This is a genomic window from Duganella rhizosphaerae, from assembly GCF_040364205.1.
Taxonomy (GTDB): domain Bacteria; phylum Pseudomonadota; class Gammaproteobacteria; order Burkholderiales; family Burkholderiaceae_D; genus Rugamonas; species Rugamonas rhizosphaerae.
This window is the reverse complement of sequence record NZ_BPWK01000005.1, coordinates 318,225-341,748: the sequence shown is the minus strand read 5'-3', so window position 1 is coordinate 341,748 and position 23,524 is coordinate 318,225. Positions and strand designations below refer to the sequence as shown.

Sequence of the window (23,524 nt, the reverse complement as noted above, 5' to 3'; positions counted from 1 at the left end):
AGTTATGTCTTTTGTGCTAATAAATATGCACAATCCTGCTATGCCATTCTCCGCCCCATAAAGTGCCGGTTTGTCGTATATTGGCACTGCAGGCTTACCTGTAATGCATCGAAATGCATCGAATTTGAATAAGGATTTTCGCATCATGGAACATGACGTTGTCGATACCCTGATTTCGCCCGAAGGCCAGTTGGAAGTGCTTTCGAAGGCGGAAGTAAACAAGCTGCTCGACACTAGCCAGGGCGGTCTCTATAACATCTTCCGCAATTGCGCACTGGCCGTGCTCAATTGCGGCAGCACTATCGACGATGGAAAGGAACTGCTGGAACGATACAAGTCATTTGAGATCAGCATTGTGCAGCGCGAACGCGGCATCAAGCTCGATATCAAGGGAGCGCCGGCGATCGCCTTCGTCGACGGCAAAATGATCAAGGGCATCCACGAGCACCTGTTCGCGGTGCTGCGCGATATCGTCTTCGTCAGCAACGAGGTGACGGACAATCCGAAGTTCGACATGGGCAGCACCGAAGGCATCACCGATTCGGTGTTCCACATCCTGCGCAACGCCGGGGTGCTCAAACCTATGTTGAATCCCAACCTGGTGGTGTGCTGGGGAGGGCATTCGATCAACCGCGCCGAGTACAACTACTCGAAGGAAGTCGGTTATCAAATGGGCTTGCGCGACCTGGATATCTGCACCGGCTGCGGGCCCGGCGCGATGAAGGGCCCGATGAAGGGCGCCACCATCGGCCACGCCAAGCAGCGTTTGCACAAGGGGCGCTACCTGGGCATCTCGGAGCCGGGCATCATCGCGGCCGAGTCGCCTAACCCGATCGTCAATGAACTGGTGATCATGCCGGATATCGAGAAGCGCCTGGAAGCGTTCGTGCGCTCGGGGCATGGCATCGTCGTGTTCCCCGGCGGCGCCGGGACGGCCGAGGAGATCCTCTATATATTGGGCATCCTGCTGCATCCGGATAATGCCGACATTCCGTTCCCGCTGGTGTTCACCGGACCGGAGACGTCGCGCGAGTACTTCGTGCAGATCAACCAGTTCATCCACGATACGCTGGGTCCCGAGGCGCAGCAGCGCTACAAGATCATCATCGACGATCCTGAGCTGGTGGCGCGCGAGATGCAGGCGGGGATCAAGCAGGTGCGCGAGTTCCGCAAATCCCGCAGCGATGCCTACTACTACAATTGGGGCCTGAAGATCGACCCTGAGTTCCAGCATCCATTCGCGCCGACGCACGAGAACATGCGCAACCTGAGCCTGCACAAGAACCAGGAAGTGCACCTGCTGGCGGCCAATCTGCGCCGGGCGTTTTCGGGTGTGGTGGCGGGGAACGTCAAGGACGAAGGCATCCGCGCTATCGAGAAGTTCGGCCACTTTGAAATCCACGGCGACAAGGAGATCATGGGACCGATGGATGCGCTGCTGGCGTCGTTCGTCGCGCAGCATCGCATGAAATTGGCGGGCAAGCAGTACACGCCTTGCTATCGCGTGATCCAGTAACACCAGCCGGCGTCCGCGCGCAGCTGGCGCGGACGCCGGACAATTTCAAGTGACGATGCAAGTCCGCACATTACTTTGAGCAACTTCATAGCGCGACTTTTACCTGCGGTTACCTTGGACCTTCCAACTTATCATCTGCTCCGATTGTGTGGGGTGGGTGGTGTTTATGATGAGGAGGCTCTATGTGGGACAAGAAAGTTGCGGTGACCTATCTCGATAAGCACGCACGGTCAGCCAGTATCGCAAATTGAAACCCGCATTTGCGATCTACCGTCACCCATGAAAACGCCATTCTGCTATTTTAGGAAATTCCAGGCCATTGCATTCTCGGTGCTTGTGGCATTGTTCATCTGTTGGAATCATGCGCTGGCGAACACTTCACAGCCAGCCGAGCAGACGGTATCCGCGTTTTACGAATGGTACTTGCGTTCGCTGGCCGCTGGTCGCGAACCGCTGTCTGACGACCGAAAGGAGATATCGAAGTATGTCTCTCGTTCGCTGGTGCGCGAACTCGAAAAGCGGATGCGCAGCGATGAGGGAATGGAAGAGGACTACTTTATCAAAGCGCAGGACTATCTCGATGATTGGGAGCGGAGCGTAGTCGTTGACAAAGCTACAGTCGACGGCGAAAAGGCGCGAGCGGCGCTACAGCTTGGGGCGACCGGTGAAAGCCGTCGTAGGTTTTCCATTGCCCTGGTCAGGGAAGGTGGGATTTGGAAAATTCGAAGTGTCCAACTTTTAAACGTCGTTAGATGAAGGGGCGGGGGCAGTACCTAAAGCAACAAAAGATTTAGATGGCCCGAAAAAAGTGCCGTGGCTGATATCGCCGCCCCACCAAACACGACGACAAGTGCAAATGGGAACCCAGGCCATGGCGCTGCGCGGAGGGACTCACTTCGCGACTTGTTCGGCGCGGGGCGCGAAGTTGTCGAAGCCGTAGCTGCCGTAGATGCGCTTGACCGTGCCGTCGCGGTACATGGCGCGCAGCAGTGTGTTCAGACGGGCCACCTCGTTGGAGTCCATGCCTTTGTTACAGGCCAGGTACATATCGTAGTGGGCGAACGTCAGCACCGCTTCCATGCCGGTGATGCCCATTTCATTCATGATGTATAGCCCTGGCAGACGTCCTTCCGACCACAATTGGATGCGCTGCATCTTCAGCTTGGGCGCGTTGGTGCGGTTGTAGGGGACCATGCTGAGATTGAGCTGGTTCGCGCGCAGCAGCGGCACCATCGCGTCGCCGATGATGGTGCCGACGGTGTAGGGCCGGGCGTCCTCCAGGCTGTTGAGATGAATATGGTCCTCGGCGCGCGCGTACATCACCCATTCATTGCGGCCCACTGGGCCCACCCAGGTGAAGCTGGTCTCGCGCTCCGGCGTGCGCGCCATCGAGAACAGGCAGCTGTTGGCGTTCTTGGTGGTCAGCGCCATGGCGCGTGCCCACGGCATCAGGGCTGGCGCGGTGACGGGCAATTCGGCTCGCCGCATCAGCTCCAGGATAATGTCGGTGGACAGCCCGGTGGCGGCGCGGCTGGTCTTGTCGGCCCAATTGAAGGGCGGGTATTCCTCAGTGTAAAGCGTGATGGTGTCGGTCGCCCGCGCAGCTGCGCACGCGGCAAAAAGCAGCGCTGCATGCAGATAGCGCAGCGAGTTGCGACAAGCCATGTCGCTTCCTTTCCATGAAATAGTGACTTCTTCGGAGATTACTCGCTTTCCTGGGGCCGGTCGAGAATTACCGGCAAAGAGTCGCCCTAACACCGTCTTGAGCCGCTCGGCAATTCAAGCGATGCTGGCATCACACAAAATGCCGGGACAAATCGGCACTAAGTGTAAGAGTCAGCGACGCTGCCGAGATCAATAAAGAGTTGTTGATAAACGCCCGGGCAAATCGGCATCATATTTTGAGCCGTCAATTTCGTCATTACTCAAATCCCCCAAGATTGTCCCAGGGCTCGGCAAATCCCCACGATCCCGATGCTTGGACGGGTCCCAGAGATGTGAACGAAGTATCGCGCGTGAGCACTGGAAAAACACCGCGTTGACTTTCACGACCAATACGGAAAGCGGCGATTTGCCGTCGATACTGAAGGTTGACAGCAAACCCGGATCGACTTGAATCGATGCAGCACCGTTGACCCGCAACGTTTCTCCAATCCCTGGTATCAAAAAGATGAGAGAGACCCGGGAATCGTGCAGGACATTCCGCAGACTGTCTATGCGATTGTTCCCGCGCCGATCGGGAAGGAGCAAGGTAAATTCGTCGTGGACCCGGACAAAACCAGCGGGGTCACCTCGGGGAGACACATCGAGGCCGTCCGATCCGCTTGTTGCCAGGAGGGCAAACGGCGCCGCCTCGATGAATTTTCGATAGTGCGGATGAATGTATCCCACTTCTTTTTTTATCGACGCTGCGGCTGGCATTCCGTAAATCCCTTCAAGCGCAGCGATATCCGAAACGATTTGTCTGTCAAGCTGGATCAAGCTCTACTCCCTATGCTGATTGATGGGCTCTTGCGGTCACAAGAGACCTCCGGCGATCGCTACTGACGGCTGCCTGGATGTCGATTTTACCCGAGCACATCAGGCTTCGGGGTCCACACCGTTGAGCTTGGCCGTCCCGATCAGGGTGTAAATGGCGGCCGCGCTGTGGCCGAAAAGAATGCCCGAACCTCAGGTCCCGGCGCTTTCTTCAATCCCGGTGAAAAAAAAGCCGCTCAACGAGCGGCTTTTGCTTGATTACTCTTCGCGGCGCAAGTGCGGGAACAGCAACACGTCGCGGATGTTCGGCGAGTCGGTGATGATCATCATCAGGCGATCGATGCCGATGCCGCAACCGCCGGCTGGCGGCATGCCGTATTCCAGCGCGCGGATGTAGTCGGCGTCGTAGAACATCGCCTCTTCATCGCCTGCATCCTTGGCCGCCACCTGCGACAGGAAGCGGGCCGACTGGTCTTCCGCATCGTTCAACTCGGAGAAGCCGTTGGCGATCTCGCGGCCGACCATGAACAGCTCGAAGCGCTCGGTGATGCCTTCGCGGTCGTCCGACGCGCGCGCCAGCGGCGACACTTCGACTGGATAGTCGATGATGAAGGTCGGTTCCCACAGCTGCGCCTCGGCGGTTTCCTCGAACAGCGCCAGTTGCAGCGCGCCCAGGCCGGCGGTGGCGAACGGCTTGACGCCGAACTTCAGCAGTTCCTTCTTGATGAATTCCACATCCGTCAGCTGCTCCGGCGTGTAGCCCGGCGCGTACTTGTTGATCGCATCGACGATGGTCAGGCGGTGGAACGGCTTGGCCAGATCCAGCTCGCGGCCGCCGTAGGTCAGCGTCGCGGTGCCGTGCGCATCGACGGCGGCCTGGCGGATGATCTCCTCGGTGAAGTTCATGATCCAGGTGTAGTCGGTGTAGGCCGCGTAGAACTCCATCATCGTGAATTCAGGGTTGTGACGGATCGACACGCCCTCGTTGCGGAAGTTGCGGTTGATCTCGAACACGCGGTCGAAGCCGCCGACCACCAGGCGCTTCAGGTACAGCTCGGGCGCGATACGCAGGAACATCTGCATGTCCAGCGCGTTGTGGTGGGTGATGAAAGGCTTGGCCGCGGCGCCGCCCGGAATGGCGTGCAGCATCGGCGTTTCCACTTCCATGAACTCGTTCTTTTCCATGAAGCGGCGCATCGACGAAATCGCTGCGGTACGCGCCTTGAAGGTGCGGCGCGTCTCTTCGTTCATGATCAGGTCCACGTAGCGCTGGCGGTACTTGGTTTCCTGGTCTGCCAGGCCGTGGAATTTGTCCGGCAGCGGGCGCAGCGACTTGGTGATCAGGCGCAGTTCCGTGACCTTGATGGTCAGTTCGTCGGTCTTGGTCTTGAACAGCGTGCCGACCACGCCCAGGATGTCGCCTAGGTCGTAGTGGTGCAGCGCGGCCATGGCGGCTTCGCCGGTCAGGTCCAGCGTGGCGTAGATCTGGATGCGGCCGTCGGCCTTGGGCCCCGACGAATCCTGCAAGGTGGCGAAAGCGGCTTTCTTGCCGGCTTCGCGCTTGAGCATCATGCGGCCGGCCAGCACCACGGTCACGGGGGCGGCTTCCAGCTCTTCGCGCGACTTCTCGCCGTACTGCACGTGCAGGTCGGCGGCTTTATGCTGAGGCTTGAAGTCGTTCGGGAAGGCGATGCCTTGTTCGCGGATGGCGGCCAGCTTGGCGCGGCGCTCGGCGATGATCTTGTTTTCGTCGGGCGGGGTGGCGTTGCCTGCTTGTTCTTGAAGATCCGTAGTCATGGTCTGTTCTTTTGTTGAGGTGATGATTAGTTAATTGCGGCGGCGAAGAGTTCTTCGACATCCAGTTCGCTGAAGTTGCGCACGACGGCGATGACGTTGTCGAATTCGGCGAACGCTTCGGCCGGCAGGGTGGTGGTCAGCACCACCGCGCGCATGCCGGCGCGGCGCGCCGCTTCCACGCCCAGCGGCGCGTCTTCGAACACGATGCTGTTGACGGGCAGAGCGCCGCTGCGCTCGGCCGCCAGCAGGAACACGTCCGGTTCGGGCTTGCCGCGTGCGACGTCGGCGGCGCCGGCGATGGCGTCGAACTGCTTGCGCAGGTCCAGGCCGTCGAGCGTGAAGTCGATGTTTTCGGTCGGCGCGGCGGTGGCCACGGCCAGCTTGACGCCAGCACTTTTGGCGCGGGCGATGAAGGCCTCGAAGCCGTCGACCGTCGCCAGGTGCGGCGCGTACAGCTCGCGGTACAGCGACTCTTTCTCGAAATCGAGCGCGGCGCTTTCTTCCTTGGTCATTTGCTGGTCAAGGTAGGTGTTCATGATTTCATGACTCTGGCGGCCGGCCGTGGCGCGGAAGAAGTCTTCCGCGTCGACCTCGTGGCCGCGACGGGCGAAGAAGGCCAGCCACGATTTGGTGTGGAAGGCCATGTTGTCGACGATGGTGCCGTCCATGTCGAAGATGAACGCGCGCTGCGAATGCGAGGAGCTCATTAAACGCCTTGTTTCAGGGATGCCGAGATGAAGTCGTCCAGGTCGCCGTCCAGCACGCCCTTGGTGTTGCCGGTCTCGAAGTTGGTGCGCAGGTCCTTGATGCGGGACTGGTCCAGCACATAGGAGCGGATCTGGTGGCCCCAGCCGACGTCGGTCTTGGAGTCTTCCAGCTTCTGCTGCTCGCTCATGCGCTTGCGCAGTTCCATCTCGTACAGCTTCGCCTTCAGCATTTCCATCGCCTCGGCCTTGTTGCGGTGCTGCGAGCGGTCGTTCTGGCACTGGACGACGATGCCGGACGGGCCGTGCGTCAGGCGCACCGCGGAGTCGGTTTTGTTAATGTGCTGACCACCGGCGCCGGACGCGCGGTAGGTATCGATGCGCAGGTCGGCAGGGTTGATCTCGATGTCGATCGAGTCATCCACTTCCGGGTACACGAACAGCGACGTGAACGAGGTATGGCGGCCGTTGGCCGAGTCGAACGGCGACTTGCGCACCAGGCGGTGCACGCCGGTCTCGGTACGCAGGTAGCCGTAGGCGTAGTCGCCTTCGACCTTGATGGTGGCGGTCTTGATGCCGGCCACCTCGCCGTCGGATTGTTCCATGACTTCGACCTTGAAGCCCTTGCGTTCCGCGTAGCGCACGTACTGGCGCAGCAGCATCGACGCCCAGTCCTGGGCCTCGGTGCCGCCGGCGCCGGCCTGGATGTCGATGAAGCAGTTGTTCGGGTCCATCGGATTGTTGAACATCCGGCGGAACTCCATGCCTTCGATGACCTTGCGGACTTCCTCGGCGTCGACGATCAGCGCTTCGAGCGTGTCGTCGTCGCCTTCTTCCTTGGCCATGGCGAACAGGTCGCCCATGTCTTTGAGGTCGGTGTCGGCCTTGGTCAGCGCGAAGACGATGGCTTCGAGCGATTTCTTTTCCTTGCCGAGATCCTGGGCCTTTTTCGGGTCGTTCCAGACCGTCGGGTCTTCCAGTTCTTCGTTTACTTGTTCGAGTTTCTCTGACTTTTTATCGAAGTCAAAGATACCTCCGTAGTTCGGCTTCGCGCGAGGTCATATCGGCGAGCAGGGCGGAGAGGGCGTTGATGCGTTCGGCTTCCATGTTTTCTTCTTTTCTAAGGCTGAAATGTAGGGTAGGAGAGACCCGTTACCGGACTCTCTCCCCCCTAAGAACCGTGCATGCGACTTTCACCGCACACGGCTCAAGCATAATAAAAGCCTCTATTCAGAGGCCGGTTTCACAACTTTCAACTTCAGGCTGTGAACCTGGGTATGGCAGTTTGGATGCAATAGAACGCGATTTCCAAGAACATCGGAGCCGCCGTCCACACGGTGTACTATGTGGTGGTCATGCCATCCGGTGTCCATATCCATCGCGCACCCGCATAGCGCGCACATACCTCGTTGGGAAACGTATAGTTTAACCCATTCAGTGCGGTACCGCATCTTATTGAGCATGCGTTCCTGCTGAAGAAGCTCGCCGTACATCTCCCAATTTGGGTCATAAGGGTGATAAGCGCCCTTAATTTTCTTGTGGCGTTCAATGGGCGTACTTGATAAAGAGTACAGTTCCATCCAGCCGCGACTGCCATCTTTTCTGCTTACTCCTGCGGCAAACACCCAAGCCCGGTCACCGATTGATCGCCAATATTTCCAGCGTATCCACTCCGTGCTCTTGTTTGGATGCCTGCGTTTGGCCCAGCGCACCAACCGCCAGTACAACAGCGTGTCGATGCGCGAAAACGTCTCCTTGGCGACGACCGGGCTGTGATATTGCGCCCAGCCCCGCAGCATCGGATTGAGCAGGTTGATCAAATCCTCCTGTTTTTCACTGATGCTGCTGCCGATGACCGTCCTCAGCTTTTCATAGAACGTCTTCACGTTCTTTTTACTAGGCTTGATGAGTAGGGTTCCGGAGTATTTTCGGAAATTCCACCCGAGGAAGTCAAAGCCCTCGTCAATGTGCACAACTTTGGTTTTGGCCAGGGCAAGTCGCAGTCCCCGCTCCGCAAGGAATGCCTCTACCCATGGCCTTACCTCGTTTTCAAGGAGCTCTTTTGAAGCACCCGTAATAACAAAGTCGTCCGCGTACCTGATAACACCGACTTTGAGCTTCTGAACCTTGGCCGGGCCCCATTTCGCACCGAGGTGTTTGATGAGTCCAGTTTCCAGTCCATTCAGCGTCCAGTTCGCCGCCGCAGGGGAAATGATGCCTCCCTGTGGCGTTCCCGCCGTCGTTGCAAGCATATGCGCGCGGTCCACAACCCCGCACTTCAACCACTTCCGAAGGACCGACCTGTCCATCCGGACATGGCCGAGCATCCAGTCGTGATTGATGTTGTCGAAGAAGCCTTCGATATCGGCATCCAATACCCATTGAGCCGAAGCTTTCTGGGATAGTCTGACAAATATCTGCGACATCGCATCGGCCGTTGAGCGGTTTTTCCTGAATCCGTATGAATTTGGATCGCTCACCGATTCCAAAACCGGATCGAGTCCCAGCAAATGCAGCGCCTGCTGGGCGCGGTCGATCATGCAGGGGATGCCCAGCGGGCGCATCTTCCCGTTCGATTTTGGAATATAGACCCTGCGTAATGCACAGGGTCGATAACCGCGCGTCTTCAACCGCGCAACCGCAGCAAACTTCTGCTGCGGTGTTTCCCAAAGTTCGCGGTCGACTCCCGCCGTCCGTTTGCCTTGATTTTCGGTCACTCGTTTGACTGCCAGCGCCTTCGCGCAAAACGAGCGGGTCAGCCACCGTTGTAAGGCTTTCACCTTGCGCCAGTTGCCTTCCTGCGTTGCCTTCGTTAATCGAATCTGCATGGCTCTCACGTTCTGTTGGACCAGCCTCCAGTTGATGGCAGACCATTCCAATGGGGCGTGCGAGGGCGCAGAACCGATCTGATGATCAGTTACTCTCATGCTGAACCTCGGGTAGTGATGCCCACCGAGGACGCAATTCTTCCCCGAAGGGAAGACAGCGACCCTTCGGGGCGGTTGAAAATAACTACTAAAGTTGATGCAGCCGTTGAACGACTATTACACCAGATGGAAGTGGGCGTCCTTTCGGACTGGGACAAATCTTGAATCCCTATCCGGGCCATTACAGTCCGGCATTCGCTTTCTCCATCATCCTCTATCCGCTCCTCCGACAGCTCCCCTTGCGGATCGCCTGCCATCCTCCAGATTCCGGATGCGATGGCGGAAAATCGGACTTACCACGTTCCCTGCAATGCCGACGCGACCAGTGAGTGCATCGCGACTAGCCGTTTAGGGCCTGTCTATTCCCCGATGGTTTATGACGACGTATCCCTAAGTTTGAAAGGGATAACCAACCACGCACCATTTTTGGTTAAGGCCAACAGCAGCTTGGGCCTTTCAATCGTTACGAGGATTCAAGCGACAGTTCACTTACGTTGCCCATGCGGCATTCACCTAGCCCCTCGACCGCCTTGCTGCTGGCAGTGTCCACCGACTTGCTCGCGCAAATCCAGTGCCAAGAAAACTGGGGGTACATTTTTTCTCAAGGCTTCACACCCTGCCGTTACCAGCAACGCATGCTTGAGTAGGTGACGAATGGTCGTACACTCGGTTGTGGCGGCATCCAATCGTAACGTCGGGATTGAATGGAGCACAACAAGGCATCACAGAGCTTTGCGCTCTGAGTCTAAGATTGCGGCAAGTAGACGCCGCAACCTATCCTTGAAAGGAGGCTGGCTATAAAGAAATTGTAAGCAGATGTGAAAATGCCTACTTTTGCATGCCTCTGAACACGATTTAAGTCTCGTAAGACAGGAATCGGCAAAATCCATTCCTAACTGCAAACACACTTGCAATTGGAGAATTTCTGCATGGATTCCTAAAGAATCGTGTTCAACAAAGAGCTTCCGTTTTTGACAGAAGTTCCCGTCTCTAAATCCCTGATAAATCAGAGACATATCACGCATTTGCGTGATGTTTCAAGGGCTGGGAATGTTTCTAGAGTCCTAGCATGCTCTGAACGCGACACGATGTCGCACCAAACCTTCGATTATACCCTAGCCGGGGCGCTCCCTCCCAGCTAAATAGCCAGCGAGGCGCCGGGCGCGCGTCGTACGGTTTGCCGGACAGTTCGTCAGACGCGAAATGCTGACTTTTTTACCACAAAAGGCATAAAATATGGCGCCTATGTCCTAAGTAGCTTGATGCAAGGAAATTCGCTGCGTATGATGTTGCGCATCGGTCCGTTGCCAAAAAGTTGCAACTTTAGATAGTTAATTCATGCGTTCAGCGGTTTGCTGCTTTTCCATTGCGTTGCCCACCATGTTGCTCGGCTGTGCCGGTCTGCCGCAGGGTGTCCGGCCGCCTGTGGGCGCCGAGGCCACGCTGGCGCTGCTGGAAACCACCGACCTGCACGCGACCGTGCTCAGTTACGACTACTACAAGCTGAAGGCCGATCCGTCGATCGGCTTTGAGCGCACGGCGACGCTGATCAAACAGGCGCGCGCCGAATTCCCCAACAATCTGCTGCTCGATAACGGCGACGCCATCCAGGGCACGGCGCTGGCCGATTACCAGGCGCTGGTCGCGCCGGTCGCCTGCGGCCAGCCGCTGGCCATCTACAAGGCCATGAACCTGTTGGGCGTGGACGGCGGCGGCATCGGCAATCACGAATTCAATTACGGCCTGGCCTACCTGAACCAGGTCACCGCCAGCCATTTCGATGTGGACGGCGTGCCCGCCAACGCGCCGCGCTGCGCCGGGCCCGACTTCCCCATCGTGCTGGCCAACATCTACAGCGTCAAAACCAAACAGCCCTTGTTCGAGCCATACCGCATCCTGACGCGCCAGATCAGCGCCACGGGACCGGATGGCAAGCCGGTGACGGCGACGATCAAGGTCGGCATCATCGGCTTCGCGCCGACGGTGGTCATGTCCTGGGACCAGCACTGGCTGGAAGGTAAAGTCTACGCCGAAGGCGTGCGCGAAACGGCGCAGAAGTACATTCCGCAGATGCGCGCGCAGGGCGCGGACCTGGTGGTGGCCATCTCGCACGGCGGCCTCGACGGCGCGCCGTACTCGCCGGAGATGGAGAACGCCAACTACTACCTGGCGCAGGTGCCGGGCGTGGACGCGATGATGATCGGCCATTCGCACCAGCCGTTCCCGGATGCGGCCAGCAAGGTGCCCGAATTCGGCCTGCCCAACGTGGACAAGGCCAAGGGCACCGTCTACGGCGTGCCCGCCGTGATGGCCAACCTGTGGGGCAAGCACCTGGGTGTGATCGGCCTGCGCCTGAAGTACGACGGCAAGGCCTGGGTGGTGGACAAGAGCCGCACCACGGTCGAAGTACGCTCGACCCGCAACGCCGACGGCAGCTACGTCGCCGGCGATCCGGCCATCGCCCCGCTGGTGGCGGCCGAGCACGAGGCCACCATCCGCTACGTGAAAACCCCGGTCGGCACCAGCGACTTCCGCATGACGACCTATTTCGCCGACGTCGGCGACATCAGCGCCATCGAGGTGGTCAACCAGGCGCAGACCGCCTACGTGCAGAACTACGTCAAGGCCAACCTGCCGCAGTACGCGGCGCTGCCGGTGCTGTCGATGGCGTCGCCGTTCAAGGCCGGCGCTGCCGGCGCTGGCGACTACACCGACGTCAAGGCCGGCGGCCTGGCCCTGAACAACGTGGCCGACCTGTACCTGTACCCGAACGCGCTGCACGTGGTGAAAGTGGACGGCGCCGGCCTGAAAGCCTGGCTGGAAAAGGCGGCGGAACGCTTCAACCGCATCGATCCGGCCAATAGCGCGCAGCAGGAGCTGGTCAACACGGCCACCCCGGGATTCAACTTCGACATGCTGAGCAGCGCCGATGTCAGCTACCGGATCGACGTCACCAAACCGGTCGGCCAGCGCATCGCGGCCTTGCAGTACAAGGGCGCGGCGATGGCGCCGGCGCAGGAATTCCTGGTCGCGACCAATAACTACCGCGCCAGCGGTGGCGGCGCCTTCCCTGGTCTGGACGGCAGCAAGACCATCCTGGCCTCGCCGGACGCCAGCCGGGATGTGCTGATCGCCTATATCCAGCAGCGGAAAAACGTCACCCGCGCCGTCAACGGCTCGACGCGCAGCTGGCGTTTCGCGCCGGTGGCGACCAAGGGCGCAGTGGTGTTTCACTCCGCCCCCAACATGATGGAACTGGCGAAGGAGGCGGGCCTGAAGGCCGTCTCGCAGATTAAAACGGATGATGGCGGCGGCAAGGGCCTGGCCCTGTACACCATCGATTTGTCGTTATGAGTGGAGGGCGCATGAAGCAAGTGCTGGCGGTGAGATTGATGGCGATGGTGTTGGCCGCGGGCGCCGCAGGCCTCGTCGCGGCCGGACCGGTCGATGAAGCGCGCCTGTACCTGCGCGGCGGCGTTGGCGTCCCCTCCAACCTGCCGAAAGCATTCTCGATCTTCAGCGCCGCCGCCAAGGCTGGCGATCCGCTGGCCGCCTACTATCTGGGCATGATGTACCGGAACGGCATGGCGGTCGGGCGCGACACCAAGGCCGCGGCGCACTGGCTGCAGTTCGCGGCCAGCCGCCAGATGCCGGCCGCGATGTTCGCGCTGGCGAACCTCTACCTGAGCGGCGACGGCGTCAAGCGCGATGAGCAGGCCGCGCGCCGACTGATAGAAAAAGCCGCCGATCTGGAGTATCCTGAAGCGGTGATGGCGATGGCCATCGGCCTGCGCGACGGCTCCATGGGCTTCGACCGCAACGAAGCGCTGTCCGAGACGCAGATGCGTTTCGCCAATCGCGCCCTGGCGCAGCGCACGTCCGGCATGTAATTCCGGCGCTTCCGCGCACACCTTCCTTACTGATTGCTTACACGTGGCGGCCATGTTTTTGGCTTGCTGCGACGCCGCACATCTATCTGTTGCTGCTGCCGATCTACTAACCTACAATGTTCCATCGATGGTGCGGCTATCCAGCGTGTACAAGTACATAAAAACGTTGTAAACAGGAGATCACAGATGAATTTCAAGTTGAAAATGCTCGTTGCAGGCATGGCGCTCGGTTTCTCGGCTTCCTCGATGGCGGCTGAACCCATCAAGATCGGCGTGGCCGGTCCTTTCACCGGCGGTTCCGCGCCGATGGGCGTGTCGATGCGCGACGGCGTCAAGCTGGCCGTGGCGGAGATCAACGCCAAGGGCGGCCTGCTGGGCCGCCAGATCCAGTTGGTCGAACGCGACGACGAAGCCAAGAACGAACGCGGCGTGCAGATCGCCCAGGAACTGATCAACAAAGAGAAGGTAACCGCCACCGTCGGCTACATCAACACCGGCGTGGCCCTGGCCTCGCAGCGCTTCTACCAGGAAGCCAAGATCCCGGTCATGAACAACGTCGCCACCGGCTCCATCGTCACCAAGCAGTTCGCCGACCAGCCTGAGAACTACATCTTCCGCAACTCGGCCAACGATACGATCCAGTCGCACATGATCGTGCAGGAAGCGATCGACACGCGCAAATTCAAGAAGGTCGCAATCCTGGCCGACTCCACCAACTACGGCCAGCTCGGTCGCGAGGACCTGGAAAAAGCGCTGGATAAAAAAGGCATCAAGGCCGTCGCCATCGAAAAATACAATCTGAAGGACGTCGACATGACGGCCCAGCTGCTCAAGGCCAAGCAGGCCGGCGCCGACGTGGTGCTGACCTACGGCATCGGCCCGGAGCTGGCGCAGATCGCCAACGGCATGGAAAAACTGGGCTGGAAAGTGCCGCTGATCGGCAGCTGGACGCTGTCGATGGCCAACTTCATCGACAACGCCGGCAAGAACGGCAACGGCACCCGCATGCCGCAGACCTTCATCCAGGACCCGACCACGCCCAAGCGCAAAGCGTTCATCGACGCTTACGTGAAGGCCTACCATCCGCCAGGCGACCGCATGCCTTCGGCGGTGTCGGCGGCACAGGGCTACGATTCGATCTACCTGCTGGCGGCCGCCATCAAGCAGGCCGGTTCCACCGAAGGCCCCAAGGTCAAGGCCGCGCTGGAGAGCCTGAACGAGAAGGTTGACGGCGTCGTCACCACCTACAGCAAGCCATTCAGCAAAGACAACCACGAGGCGATCACCGCCGACATCACGGTCTTCGGCGAAGTCAAGGACGGCAAAGTAGTGCCGGTCAAGTAAGCTCGCGCCGCATTGGTACCGGCCAGTCTTGAGGATTCAAGCCTGGCCTTTTTCTTGTCGTCCTACAGTGGTGGTCATCATGGAAATCTTCCTGCAACTGGCATTCAGCGGTATCGCGCTCGGCATGATCTATGCCGTCATCGCGTTCGGCTATCAGCTCACCTTCGCCACCTCCGGCACGCTTAATTTCGGCCAGGGGGAGTCGCTGATGCTGGGCGCATTGGTCGGGCTTAGCCTGGTCGGCACCATCCACGGCGGGCCTTACATGAGCTACCTGCTGATGATCCCCCTGGTGATCGTGTTCGGCGCGCTGCAAGGCATGTTCGTCGAATGGATAGGCGTGCGGCCGGCGATCAAGATCAAGTCGGAATTCGGCTGGATCATGTCGACCATCGCGCTGGCCATCATCTTCAAGAACGTGGCCGAGAATATCTGGGGCAAGGACGACCTGACGTTCCCGTCGCCGCTGAGCTCCACGCCGTTCCAGGTGCTGGGTGCGAACGTGCAGCCGATGCAGGTGGCGGTGATCGTCGGCGCGCTGGCGATCATGGCGGCGGTGGAGATCTTCAACCGCAAATCGATCTACGGCAAGGCCGTGGTGGCCACCGCCAACGACCGCGACGCGGCCGGCCTGATGGGCATAAACACCCGCATGGTGATCACCTTCTCGTATGCGCTGTCGTCGGCCACGGCGGCATTCGCCGGCGTGCTGGTGGCGCCATTAACGCTGACCGGCGCCACCATGGGCGCCTCGCTGGGCCTGAAGGCGTTCGCGGTGGCGATTATCGGCGGCCTGACCTCCGGTGTCGGCGCCATCGTCGGCGGCCTGATACTGGGCATCGCCGAGACCACGACCGGCTACTACATCTCGACCGGTTACAAGGAAGTACCGGGATTGCTGCTGCTCTTGCTGGTACTGGCGATCAAGCCGTCCGGCCTGTTCGGCAAAGCCGCCATCAAAAAGGTCTGACCCATGAATAAGAAACTCCTCGCGGCGAGCGTATTGGGCCTGGCGGTGCTGGTGCTGTATCCGGTGCTGATCCCCAATCCGTACTACATCCATTTGTTTGAAACGATTTTGATCTACGCGATCCTGCTGTTCGGCCTGGACATCGTGGTCGGCTACACGGGGCAGGTATCGCTGGGCCATGCGGGCCTGTTCGGCATCGGCTCCTACGCCACCGGCGTGATGGTGTTCAAGCTTGGCGCACCGTTCTGGATCGCGATCCCGGCCAGCGTGGCCGGCGCCGCGGTGTTCGGCGCCATCCTCGCGCTGCCGGCCTTGCGCGTCACCGGTCCTTACCTGGCGATGGTGACGCTGGCCTTCGGCACCATCATCCAGATCCTGATCAACGAGATGACCTTCCTCACCGAAGGCCCGATGGGCATCAAGATCGGCAAGCCCACCATCATCGGCCAGAAGCTCGGCGAAGTCGGCTACTACTACATGGTGGCGGCGCTGATGGTGGTGTCGCTGATCGTCGTGCACCGCATCTTGAAATCGAACCTGGGGCGCGCCTTCGAGGCGCTGCGCGACAGCCCGATCGCCTCCGACTGCATGGGCGTTTCGGTGTATCGCTACAAGGTCTATGCCTTCATCATCAGCGCCGGCTTTGCCGGTCTGGCCGGCAGCCTGTATGCATATTCGGAAGAGTACATCTCGCCAAACACCTACAACTTCGAGCTGACCATCCTGTTCCTGCTGGCGGTGATCATGGGCGGCCGCAAGACCCGTTCCGGTTCGCTGATCGGCGCGATGATTGTGGTGATGCTGCCTAGCCTGCTGGCCGATATTGAACTGTTCCGCAAGATCGCCACCGCCGCCGCCGTGCTGGGTGTGGTTGGCGCGGGGTTCATGCTGGCGAAAAAACGTTCGACTCTGCGCGGCGTGATGGTGCCGCTGGCCGCCACCATCGGCATGGCGGCGTTCTCGTACAAGCTGGAAAACATCGTCGACTGGCGCCTGACCGTGTTCGGTTTGATGACGCTGTTCGTGGTCTACTATCTGCAGGACGGCATCGTTGGATTCCTGTTCAGCCTTGTGGGCAAAGGCGCCGTGCACGCCAAAGGGGTGCAAGCCGGCGGCGCCGAGCCGTTCGCGCGCGCCAAAGGCGGCGCGGCCGGCGAAACGCTGCTCAGCGTCGACCAGATCCTGATGCAGTTCGGCGGCCTGAAGGCGCTCAACCAGGTCGACCTGGACGTGGTGCAGGGATCGGTGCACGGCCTGATCGGCCCTAACGGCTCCGGCAAGAGCACCATGATGAACGTGCTGACCGGGATCTACAAACCCACCGCCGGCAAGGTGTCGTTCGCGGGCGCGGTGATCTCCGGCCGCACGCCGTCCGAGATCGCGCTGGGTGGTGTCGCGCGCACTTTCCAGAACGTGCAGCTGTTCGGCGAGATGACGGCGACCGAGAATGTGCTGGTCGGCCTGCACAACACCTTCGAATCGAATGTGCTGGACGTGATGCTGCAAACGCCGCGCTACAAGCGCGAGGAGCGCGCCGCGCGCGAGCGGGCCGCCAGCATCCTGGAGTTCGTCGGCCTGACCGCCATGGCCGACGAAGAGGCGCGCAATCTCCCGTACGGCAAACAGCGCCTGCTGGAGATAGGCCGCGCGCTGGGCCTCAGTCCGCGCCTGCTGCTGCTCGATGAACCGGCGGCCGGCCTGACCGCGCCCGACATCAAGGAGCTGATGGCGATCATCCGCAAGATCCGCGACCACGGCATCACCATCATCCTGATCGAGCACCACATGGACGTGGTGATGGCCTTGTCGGACACGGTGACGGTGCTGGACTTCGGCCAGAAGATCGCCGAAGGCAAGCCGGCCGCGGTCCAGAGCGATCCCAAGGTGATCGAGGCTTACCTGGGCGGCAGCGGCGAAGAACACGGTGGCACCAAAGCGCCTGCGGCGCATTAACGAGGACAGCACATGCTATCGATCACCAATCTGCAAGCGTCGTACGGCAAAGTCGAAGTCCTGCACGGCATCTCGCTGGAGGTCCCGAAGGGCAAGCTGGTCACGTTGATCGGCTCCAACGGCGCCGGCAAGACCACCACCATGCGCGCCATCTCCGGCATGATCAAACCCAAGGGCGGCAAGGTCACGCTGGGCGGCAAGGATATCACCGGCGCCGATTCGCACATGATCGCGCGCGCCGGCCTGGCGCATTCGCCGGAAGGGAGGCGCGTGTTCGCCTCGATGACGGTCACCGACAACCTGCTGCTGGGCGCCTTCCCGCGCTTCACGCGCGCGCGGCCCAAGGGCGACATCAAGCGCGACCTGGAAAAGTCGCTGGAGCTGTTCCCTCGCCTGAAGGAACGCCAACACCAGCTGGCCGGCACGCTGTCCGGTGGCGAGCAGCAGATGCTGGCGATGGCGCGCGCCGTCATGCTCAACCCGGAAGTGATCCTGCTCGACGAACCGTCGATGGGCCTGGCGCCTATCCTGGTGGAGGAGGTGTTCCGCATCATCCAGCGCCTGAAATCCGAAGGCGTGACGATGCTGTTGGTGGAGCAGTTCGCCGCCGCCGCGCTGAACGTGGCCGATTACGGCTATGTGCTGGAAAATGGCACGATCTCGGTCCACGGCCCGGCGGAGAGCCTGAAAACCGATCCGAAAGTGATCGCGGCCTACCTCGGCGGCGGGCATTGATGAAAACCGTGCGCTTTCCATCGGGAGCCACCGTGCCGGTGCTGGGGCAGGGCACGTGGAATATGGGCGAGGAGTTCGTCCGCAAGAACGATGAAATCCGCGCCCTGCAACTGGGCCTGGACCTCGGCATGACGCTGATCGACACCGCCGAGATGTACGGCGAGGGCGGGGCGGAGGAAGTGGTGGGCGCCGCCATCGCCGGCCGCCGCGACGAAGTCTACCTGGTCAGCAAAGTCTATCCGCACAACGCCAGCTTCGAAGGCACACAGGCCGCGTGCGAGCGCAGCCTGCGCCGGCTGAAGGTCGACTGCATCGATCTCTACCTGCTGCACTGGCAAGGCCACTACTCGCTGGACGAAACCGTCGCCGGTTTCGAGGCGCTCAAGATGGCCGGCAAAATCAAGTCCTACGGCGTCAGCAACTTCGACCTCGAAAGCATGCAGGACGCCGTCGGTTGCGGCGCCGTCGCCACAGATCAGGTGCTGTACAACCTGTGCAAACGCGGCGTCGAATTCGATCTGCTGCCGTGGTGCCGCCAGCAGGGCATGCCGCTGATGGCTTACTCGCCGCTGGAGTCGCATGGCCGCGAACAGGCCGCGCTGCTGGGCAACCCCGGCCTGCGCGCCGTCGCCGATGCCTACGGCGTGACGCCGGCGCAGATTGCACTGGCGTGGGTGCTGCATCAGGACGGCGTGATCGCCATCCCCAAGGCCACCGACCCTGTACACGTGCGCGCCAACCGCGCCGCGGCGGATATCAAACTCTCCCCACAGGATCTGGCCGCGCTGGATCAGGCATTCCCTCCACCACGTCGGGCCCGCGTGCTCGACATGCGTTAAAACAGGATTTATGAAACACGAATTGCTTTGTTTAAGCCTGCTGCTGGCCTGCGCCGGCGCCGGTGCTCAGGACGTCCCCGATGCCGACACGCCGCAAGTGGTTGAAGTGGGCGGCGTGAAGAATCCCGAACTGAAATCTTACAAGGTGATGCTGAAGGGCGTGGACGCATTCGAACAGCATCGTAAATACGCACCTGCCGCACCGATGAAATTCATGTTGGTGTCCGCCACGCCCGGCGGATCGGTGGACGGCGTGACGCTGCGCATCGCCGGCGACAATACGTCGGAAAACATCCCCATCGCGGCGGACGGCACCTTCGTCCTGCCGCGCATCCAGGCGGCGATCGATGACAAGGCGGATCTGGTCACCAACAAGAAGAAAAGTATGGTTCGCTGGCGTGGTGATATCCATACGCCCGGCGTGCCCGCCAACGCGCGCCGCTTGGGCGACCTGCGTGTGGAATGCGAAATCGCCTGGGCCGTCAACAGGGAAGACATATCCTTCGTGATTCGTAATGGACTCGCGCTGGCCGGCGGCCCTTGTCATATCAAAAGCTTGCATCTGAACTACCAGGCGCCGTTGAACGCGACCGGTGTGACCTTGGTTTCTGGAGACCGGCGTCAATCGCTGCCGTTCATCGGTAGTAAGAAAAACGTGTTCTCGCCGCCCTTGGCCGACACCAGCTGGGACGACGATGCGCTGATCGAATACGATATCCCGGCGGCCCCCATGTGACAGGTCGCCGCTCTGCTACACTGCTGGACAGCCCAAACTGTCCAGCAAATTATGCTAAACCGAATCAAACAGCTGTTCTCCCCCCAAGACACCAGTCAGCACATTCCGATCAACGCCTACTGCACGGTTGCCGAGGTTCCCAAACCTGGCTTCCCGCATGTGCTCAATGCCCGGCGTGATCTGTCCGATCCCGAATTACAGCCCCATCTCAACGGCTTCATGAACCACCTGGCGCAAGCCGGCGAAGGCCGCATGACGCAGGTCCGCTACCACGTGATCCGCCATGTGCAGCGCGTGCGTCAGCACGTCAGCCTGTCCATCGAGGCAGGCGCGATGGACAGCTTCGCCGCCTGGGCGCAGGGCGCCAACGCGGTCGTCTTCATGGCCGACGGCAGCGTGCGCGATCCGCAAGGGCGCATCCTGCTGCCTGCGACCGGCGACGACGGCGATCCGCAAGCCGTGGTTCCTTACCCACCGCAGGCCTGGCAACGCAAGGCGCGCTCGGACGAGCTGCTCGCCGCCCGCAAGATAGCGGTGCCGGCGACGTTGCCGCCGCTGGTGGCCGAACCGGAGCTGCGCTTGCGCACGCCCGAGGACGTGTTGCGCAGGATGCTGGCGCTGTTCGTGGTCGCGATCCGCGCGGAGTCGCTGGCCGGCGTCCGAGCCATTGCGGTCGACGACCTGAAAAAACGCTTTCCACCGGCCTTTGCCGGTCTGACCGACGCGGAACGGGCTTTCCTTGCCCAGGAAACGCCCACCGAGCTGGAAACCACCCAGTTCCTGTGGCGGTATGAAGCCATCCTGGTGCTGCAATGGGTGCTTGGTATGCAGGAGGCGCTGCCCTTCGCCGACGCGATCTGCGACGTGGCCGCGATCTCGCGCACCGTCATCGAACGCGGCACCGAAGGCTTGCGCAAGCAGCTGGCCATGCGCCCGGCGGCGGAGATCCTCGATGCGCTGGATCTGCAGTACCGCCTGCACTGGGCCACGCGCCAGGCGATATTGAAGAAGACCGCCGCCCCCGCGGGATTGAACGACGGCGTTCTGCAAGAGCGCCACCATGCCCTGAATTGGCTGGTGCATTTCGAAGACCGCGACTGGGACGAAGTCGATACCCCAACCTGACCTGCAAACATCTATGAGCCTCCAATCCGTTCGTGAGTTTTTCCTCGCCAGAGACCTTCATCTTCCCATCGTGGAGCTGGAAGTTAGTACCGCCACCGTGGCGTTGGCGGCCGAAGCGCATGGCGTCGAACCGGGACGCATTGCCAAGACGCTGGCCTTCCGCGTCCGCGATGGCCGCGTGATCCTGCTGGTCGCCAGCGGCGTCGCGCGCATCGACAATCGCAAATTCCGCGAGGCCTTCGGCAAGGGCAAGATGCTGCCGGCCGAAGAGGTGGCCGAGACTACCGGCCACCCGGTTGGCGGGGTTTGTCCTTTCGGCCTGGCGCAGGCGCTGCCGGTGTACGTCGACGAATCGCTGCGCAATTTTGATGAGGTACTGCCGGCCGCAGGTTCGGTCAATAGTGTAGTGCGGATGGCGCCGGACATGCTGGTGACGATCACGCAAGGACAATGGGTGGACGTATGCTGATCAAACGGAAGTTGGCGTTGCTGGCGATGGCGGGGATTTCGGCGTCGGCGCTTGCTGCCGTCGAGCGTATCGAGATCAAGGAGCGTACCGCGTTTGCGCCCGGGGTGACTTACGGCGAAGCCGGCGCCTATGAAAAGATACGCGGCATCGCCTATTTTGCACTGGACCCGAAAGCGCCGGCCAATGCCGCCATCGTCGATTTGAAGCGCGCGCCGCGCGATGCGCGTGGACGTGTGCTGTTCTCCAGCGAGTTCATTTTGCTGCGGCCGACGGGCGGCCAACCATCCAGTCTGATTTACGACGTCAATAACCGGGGCGGCATTGCCATGCTGGGCCAGATCAACGGCCGCAGCCCGGCCAACAACGATCCGTCTACCGCCGCCGATGCGGGGGACGGCTTCCTGATGCGCCACGGTTTCTCGATGCTGTTCTCCGCATGGACCTGGGACGTGGCGCCGCCTGCGCCTGGCGCGCGGCCGCTGGTGTTTGCGCCGCCTGTCGCCAAGGGCATCAGGGGCAGGGTGCAGAACGAGTTCACCGTCAACGCGCCGGTGGACGTTGCCACTTACGCCGGCATGCGCGGCCTGACTTACGAACCGGCCACGCCCAACGATCCACGCGCCCAGCTGACCGTGCGCGCGCGTCCCGGCGACAAACGACGCCCCGTCCCGCGCAGCAGTTGGCATTTCGTCGCGCCCGAACAAGCGGGCGGCCCTGGCCGTGTGCAGCTGGACGAAGGCTTCAAGCCGGATACGATCTACGAATTGACCTACGTCGCAAAAGACCCATACGTGACCGGCGCAGGCCTGGCCGGCATCCGCGATCTGCTGGCCTACTTCCGCGACCGGCCGTTTGAAGGCGCGCCTGTGCCGAAGAACGTGCTGATGTTCGGCATCAGCCAGTCCGGCCGCGTGATCGGCCGCATGCTGCACGACGGCTTGAACGTGGACGAATCCGGCCAACTGGCGTTCAGCGGCGCCTATCTCCATGTGCCGGGCGCCGGCGGTTCGGCGGGCTTCAACAGCCGCTTCGCGCAGCCCACGCGCCATCCGTCGATGTTGGAGGAGCACGACTATCCGGCGGACGCTTTCCCGTTCACCACCGCGCCGTCGCGCGACCCTGTCAGCGGCCAAACCGCATCCTATCTCGACCACGCGCGCGACAAACAGGGCCGGCTGCCCAAACTCATCATCTCGAACACATCGACGGAGTTCTGGAACCGCGGCGCGTCGCTGATCGCCACCACGCCGGACGGCATGCAGGACGTGGCGCCGGCGGACAACGTGCGCATCTACGGCTTCATGGGCGCGCAGCATTACGTCGGCCGCTCGCGCACGCGGGCGCCGTTCACAGCCTGCGTATCGACCAGCGACCATTACCTGCCGATGCGCGCGCTGGTCCTGGCGCTGGACGACTGGACCGGCAAAGGCAAGCAACCGCCGGCCAGCGCCTATCCGCAACTGGCGGATCGCACGCTGACCACGGTGGCGGATTACCGCGCCACCTTCCCGAAAGGTTTCGGCCTGACGCCGCCGGAGCAGAATCTGCGCGAGCCGCGCCTGGACTTCGGCAGGCGGTTTGCGCAGCAGGGCATAGCGGACAAGGTGCCGCCAAAACCCGGCGACGAGTATGAAACCCGCGTGCCGGTGCCGGACGCGGACGGCAACGACAAGGGCGGCGTGCGTTTGGTTGAAGTGCAGGCGCCGCTCGGCACGCACACCGGCTGGAACTTGCGCGCGCCGGAGACCGGATTTGCCTGGGCCACGTCGCGTTTCGACGGCAGCTTTGTTCCGTTCGCCCGCACCGAGGCCGAACGGGCCGCCGCCGGCGATCCACGTCCAAGCCTGGAGGTGCGCTATCCGACCCGTGACGATTTTGTCGCCGCCGTGCGCGCCGCCGCGGAGCGCCAGATCACAGCAGGGCTGCTGCTGCCAGAGGATATGGAGCGCACACTGGCCGGCAACACCGGCCTGTATGACCGCATCATGCAGCACGAACCCGCAGACAAGGGCTGTGCTTACCTGTACGCCGCCCCGTAGGC

Annotated in this window: 19 protein-coding genes; 13 read left to right on the top strand and 6 right to left on the bottom strand. The window is 61.2% G+C overall.

The window, feature by feature from the left end:
* Window positions 1-145: 145 nt before the first annotated feature.
* Window positions 146-1,516, top strand: a complete 1,371-nt coding sequence (gene ppnN, locus RUGAMON1_RS13865) for a nucleotide 5'-monophosphate nucleosidase PpnN (protein WP_332855835.1) — start codon at window positions 146-148, stop codon at window positions 1,514-1,516.
* 279 nt (window positions 1,517-1,795) lie between these two features.
* Window positions 1,796-2,272 carry a DUF3828 domain-containing protein gene (locus RUGAMON1_RS13860; RefSeq protein WP_445231056.1) on the top strand — a complete coding sequence of 159 codons (477 nt, stop codon included), beginning with the start codon at window positions 1,796-1,798 and terminating at the stop codon, window positions 2,270-2,272.
* A 135-nt stretch (window positions 2,273-2,407) separates the two neighbouring features.
* Here the strand turns inward: RUGAMON1_RS13860 and RUGAMON1_RS13855 are convergent, their stop codons facing one another.
* From RUGAMON1_RS13855 to ltrA, 6 genes are all read right to left on the bottom strand, one after another.
* Window positions 2,408-3,181 carry a substrate-binding periplasmic protein gene (locus RUGAMON1_RS13855; protein ID WP_445231055.1) on the bottom strand — a complete coding sequence of 258 codons (774 nt, stop codon included), beginning with the start codon at window positions 3,179-3,181 and terminating at the stop codon, window positions 2,408-2,410.
* A gap of 189 nt (window positions 3,182-3,370) precedes the next feature.
* Window positions 3,371-3,994 (bottom strand): pyridoxamine 5'-phosphate oxidase family protein, encoded by a 624-nt coding sequence (locus RUGAMON1_RS13850; protein ID WP_445231123.1) that lies wholly within the window; start codon window positions 3,992-3,994, stop codon window positions 3,371-3,373.
* Window positions 3,995-4,252: 258 nt separating this feature from the next.
* Window positions 4,253-5,791: a lysine--tRNA ligase gene (lysS, locus tag RUGAMON1_RS13845; RefSeq protein ID WP_445231054.1), complete on the bottom strand. Its 1,539-nt coding sequence runs from the start codon at window positions 5,789-5,791 to the stop codon at window positions 4,253-4,255.
* 26 nt (window positions 5,792-5,817) lie between these two features.
* Window positions 5,818-6,498, bottom strand: coding sequence for an HAD family hydrolase (locus RUGAMON1_RS13840; RefSeq protein WP_445231053.1), 681 nt, complete (start codon window positions 6,496-6,498; stop codon window positions 5,818-5,820).
* Window positions 6,498-7,602 (bottom strand): peptide chain release factor 2 gene (gene prfB, locus RUGAMON1_RS13835; RefSeq protein WP_155980344.1). Its coding sequence is split into 2 segments (ribosomal slippage): window positions 6,498-7,520 and window positions 7,522-7,602, totalling 1,104 coding nucleotides; the frame shifts between segments, so codons are not numbered across the junction. The genes RUGAMON1_RS13840 and prfB overlap by 1 nt, the downstream gene beginning before the upstream one ends.
* Window positions 7,603-7,721: 119 nt before the next feature.
* Complete coding sequence (ltrA, locus tag RUGAMON1_RS13830; RefSeq protein WP_445231052.1) at window positions 7,722-9,422, bottom strand: group II intron reverse transcriptase/maturase; 1,701 nt, start codon at window positions 9,420-9,422, stop codon at window positions 7,722-7,724.
* 1,380 nt (window positions 9,423-10,802) lie between these two features.
* Here ltrA and RUGAMON1_RS13825 point away from each other — a divergent pair.
* The 11 genes from RUGAMON1_RS13825 (at window position 10,803) to RUGAMON1_RS13775 (ending at window position 23,522) form a co-directional block, all read left to right on the top strand.
* Window positions 10,803-12,776 (top strand): bifunctional 2',3'-cyclic-nucleotide 2'-phosphodiesterase/3'-nucleotidase, encoded by a 1,974-nt coding sequence (locus tag RUGAMON1_RS13825; RefSeq protein WP_445231051.1) that lies wholly within the window; start codon window positions 10,803-10,805, stop codon window positions 12,774-12,776.
* Window positions 12,777-12,787: 11 nt separating this feature from the next.
* Complete coding sequence (locus RUGAMON1_RS13820) at window positions 12,788-13,312, top strand: tetratricopeptide repeat protein (protein WP_445231050.1); 525 nt, start codon at window positions 12,788-12,790, stop codon at window positions 13,310-13,312.
* A 186-nt stretch (window positions 13,313-13,498) separates the two neighbouring features.
* Window positions 13,499-14,656 carry an ABC transporter substrate-binding protein gene (locus RUGAMON1_RS13815; protein WP_445231049.1) on the top strand — a complete coding sequence of 386 codons (1,158 nt, stop codon included), beginning with the start codon at window positions 13,499-13,501 and terminating at the stop codon, window positions 14,654-14,656.
* Between the two features lie 79 nt (window positions 14,657-14,735).
* Window positions 14,736-15,626, top strand: a complete 891-nt coding sequence (locus tag RUGAMON1_RS13810; RefSeq protein ID WP_008447933.1) for a branched-chain amino acid ABC transporter permease — start codon at window positions 14,736-14,738, stop codon at window positions 15,624-15,626.
* Between the two features lie 3 nt (window positions 15,627-15,629).
* Complete coding sequence (locus RUGAMON1_RS13805) at window positions 15,630-17,579, top strand: branched-chain amino acid ABC transporter ATP-binding protein/permease (RefSeq protein WP_445231048.1); 1,950 nt, start codon at window positions 15,630-15,632, stop codon at window positions 17,577-17,579.
* A 12-nt stretch (window positions 17,580-17,591) separates the two neighbouring features.
* On the top strand, window positions 17,592-18,314 hold the full coding sequence (locus RUGAMON1_RS13800; protein ID WP_332855823.1) for an ABC transporter ATP-binding protein: 723 nt from the start codon (window positions 17,592-17,594) through the stop codon (window positions 18,312-18,314).
* Complete coding sequence (locus tag RUGAMON1_RS13795) at window positions 18,314-19,153, top strand: aldo/keto reductase (protein ID WP_445231047.1); 840 nt, start codon at window positions 18,314-18,316, stop codon at window positions 19,151-19,153. Before RUGAMON1_RS13800 ends, RUGAMON1_RS13795 begins: the two co-directional genes overlap by 1 nt.
* A 10-nt stretch (window positions 19,154-19,163) precedes the next feature.
* On the top strand, window positions 19,164-19,889 hold the full coding sequence (locus RUGAMON1_RS13790) for a hypothetical protein (RefSeq protein ID WP_445231046.1): 726 nt from the start codon (window positions 19,164-19,166) through the stop codon (window positions 19,887-19,889).
* Window positions 19,890-19,940: 51 nt separating this feature from the next.
* The gene (locus tag RUGAMON1_RS13785; protein ID WP_445231045.1) at window positions 19,941-21,014 is read left to right on the top strand and encodes a DUF4272 domain-containing protein; all 1,074 of its coding nucleotides are present in this window, start codon (window positions 19,941-19,943) and stop codon (window positions 21,012-21,014) included.
* A gap of 13 nt (window positions 21,015-21,027) precedes the next feature.
* Window positions 21,028-21,483, top strand: a complete 456-nt coding sequence (locus RUGAMON1_RS13780; RefSeq protein WP_445231044.1) for a YbaK/EbsC family protein — start codon at window positions 21,028-21,030, stop codon at window positions 21,481-21,483.
* Window positions 21,477-23,522, top strand: a complete 2,046-nt coding sequence (locus tag RUGAMON1_RS13775; RefSeq protein ID WP_445231043.1) for an alpha/beta hydrolase domain-containing protein — start codon at window positions 21,477-21,479, stop codon at window positions 23,520-23,522. The genes RUGAMON1_RS13780 and RUGAMON1_RS13775 overlap by 7 nt, the downstream gene beginning before the upstream one ends.
* Window positions 23,523-23,524: the final 2 nt, after the last annotated feature.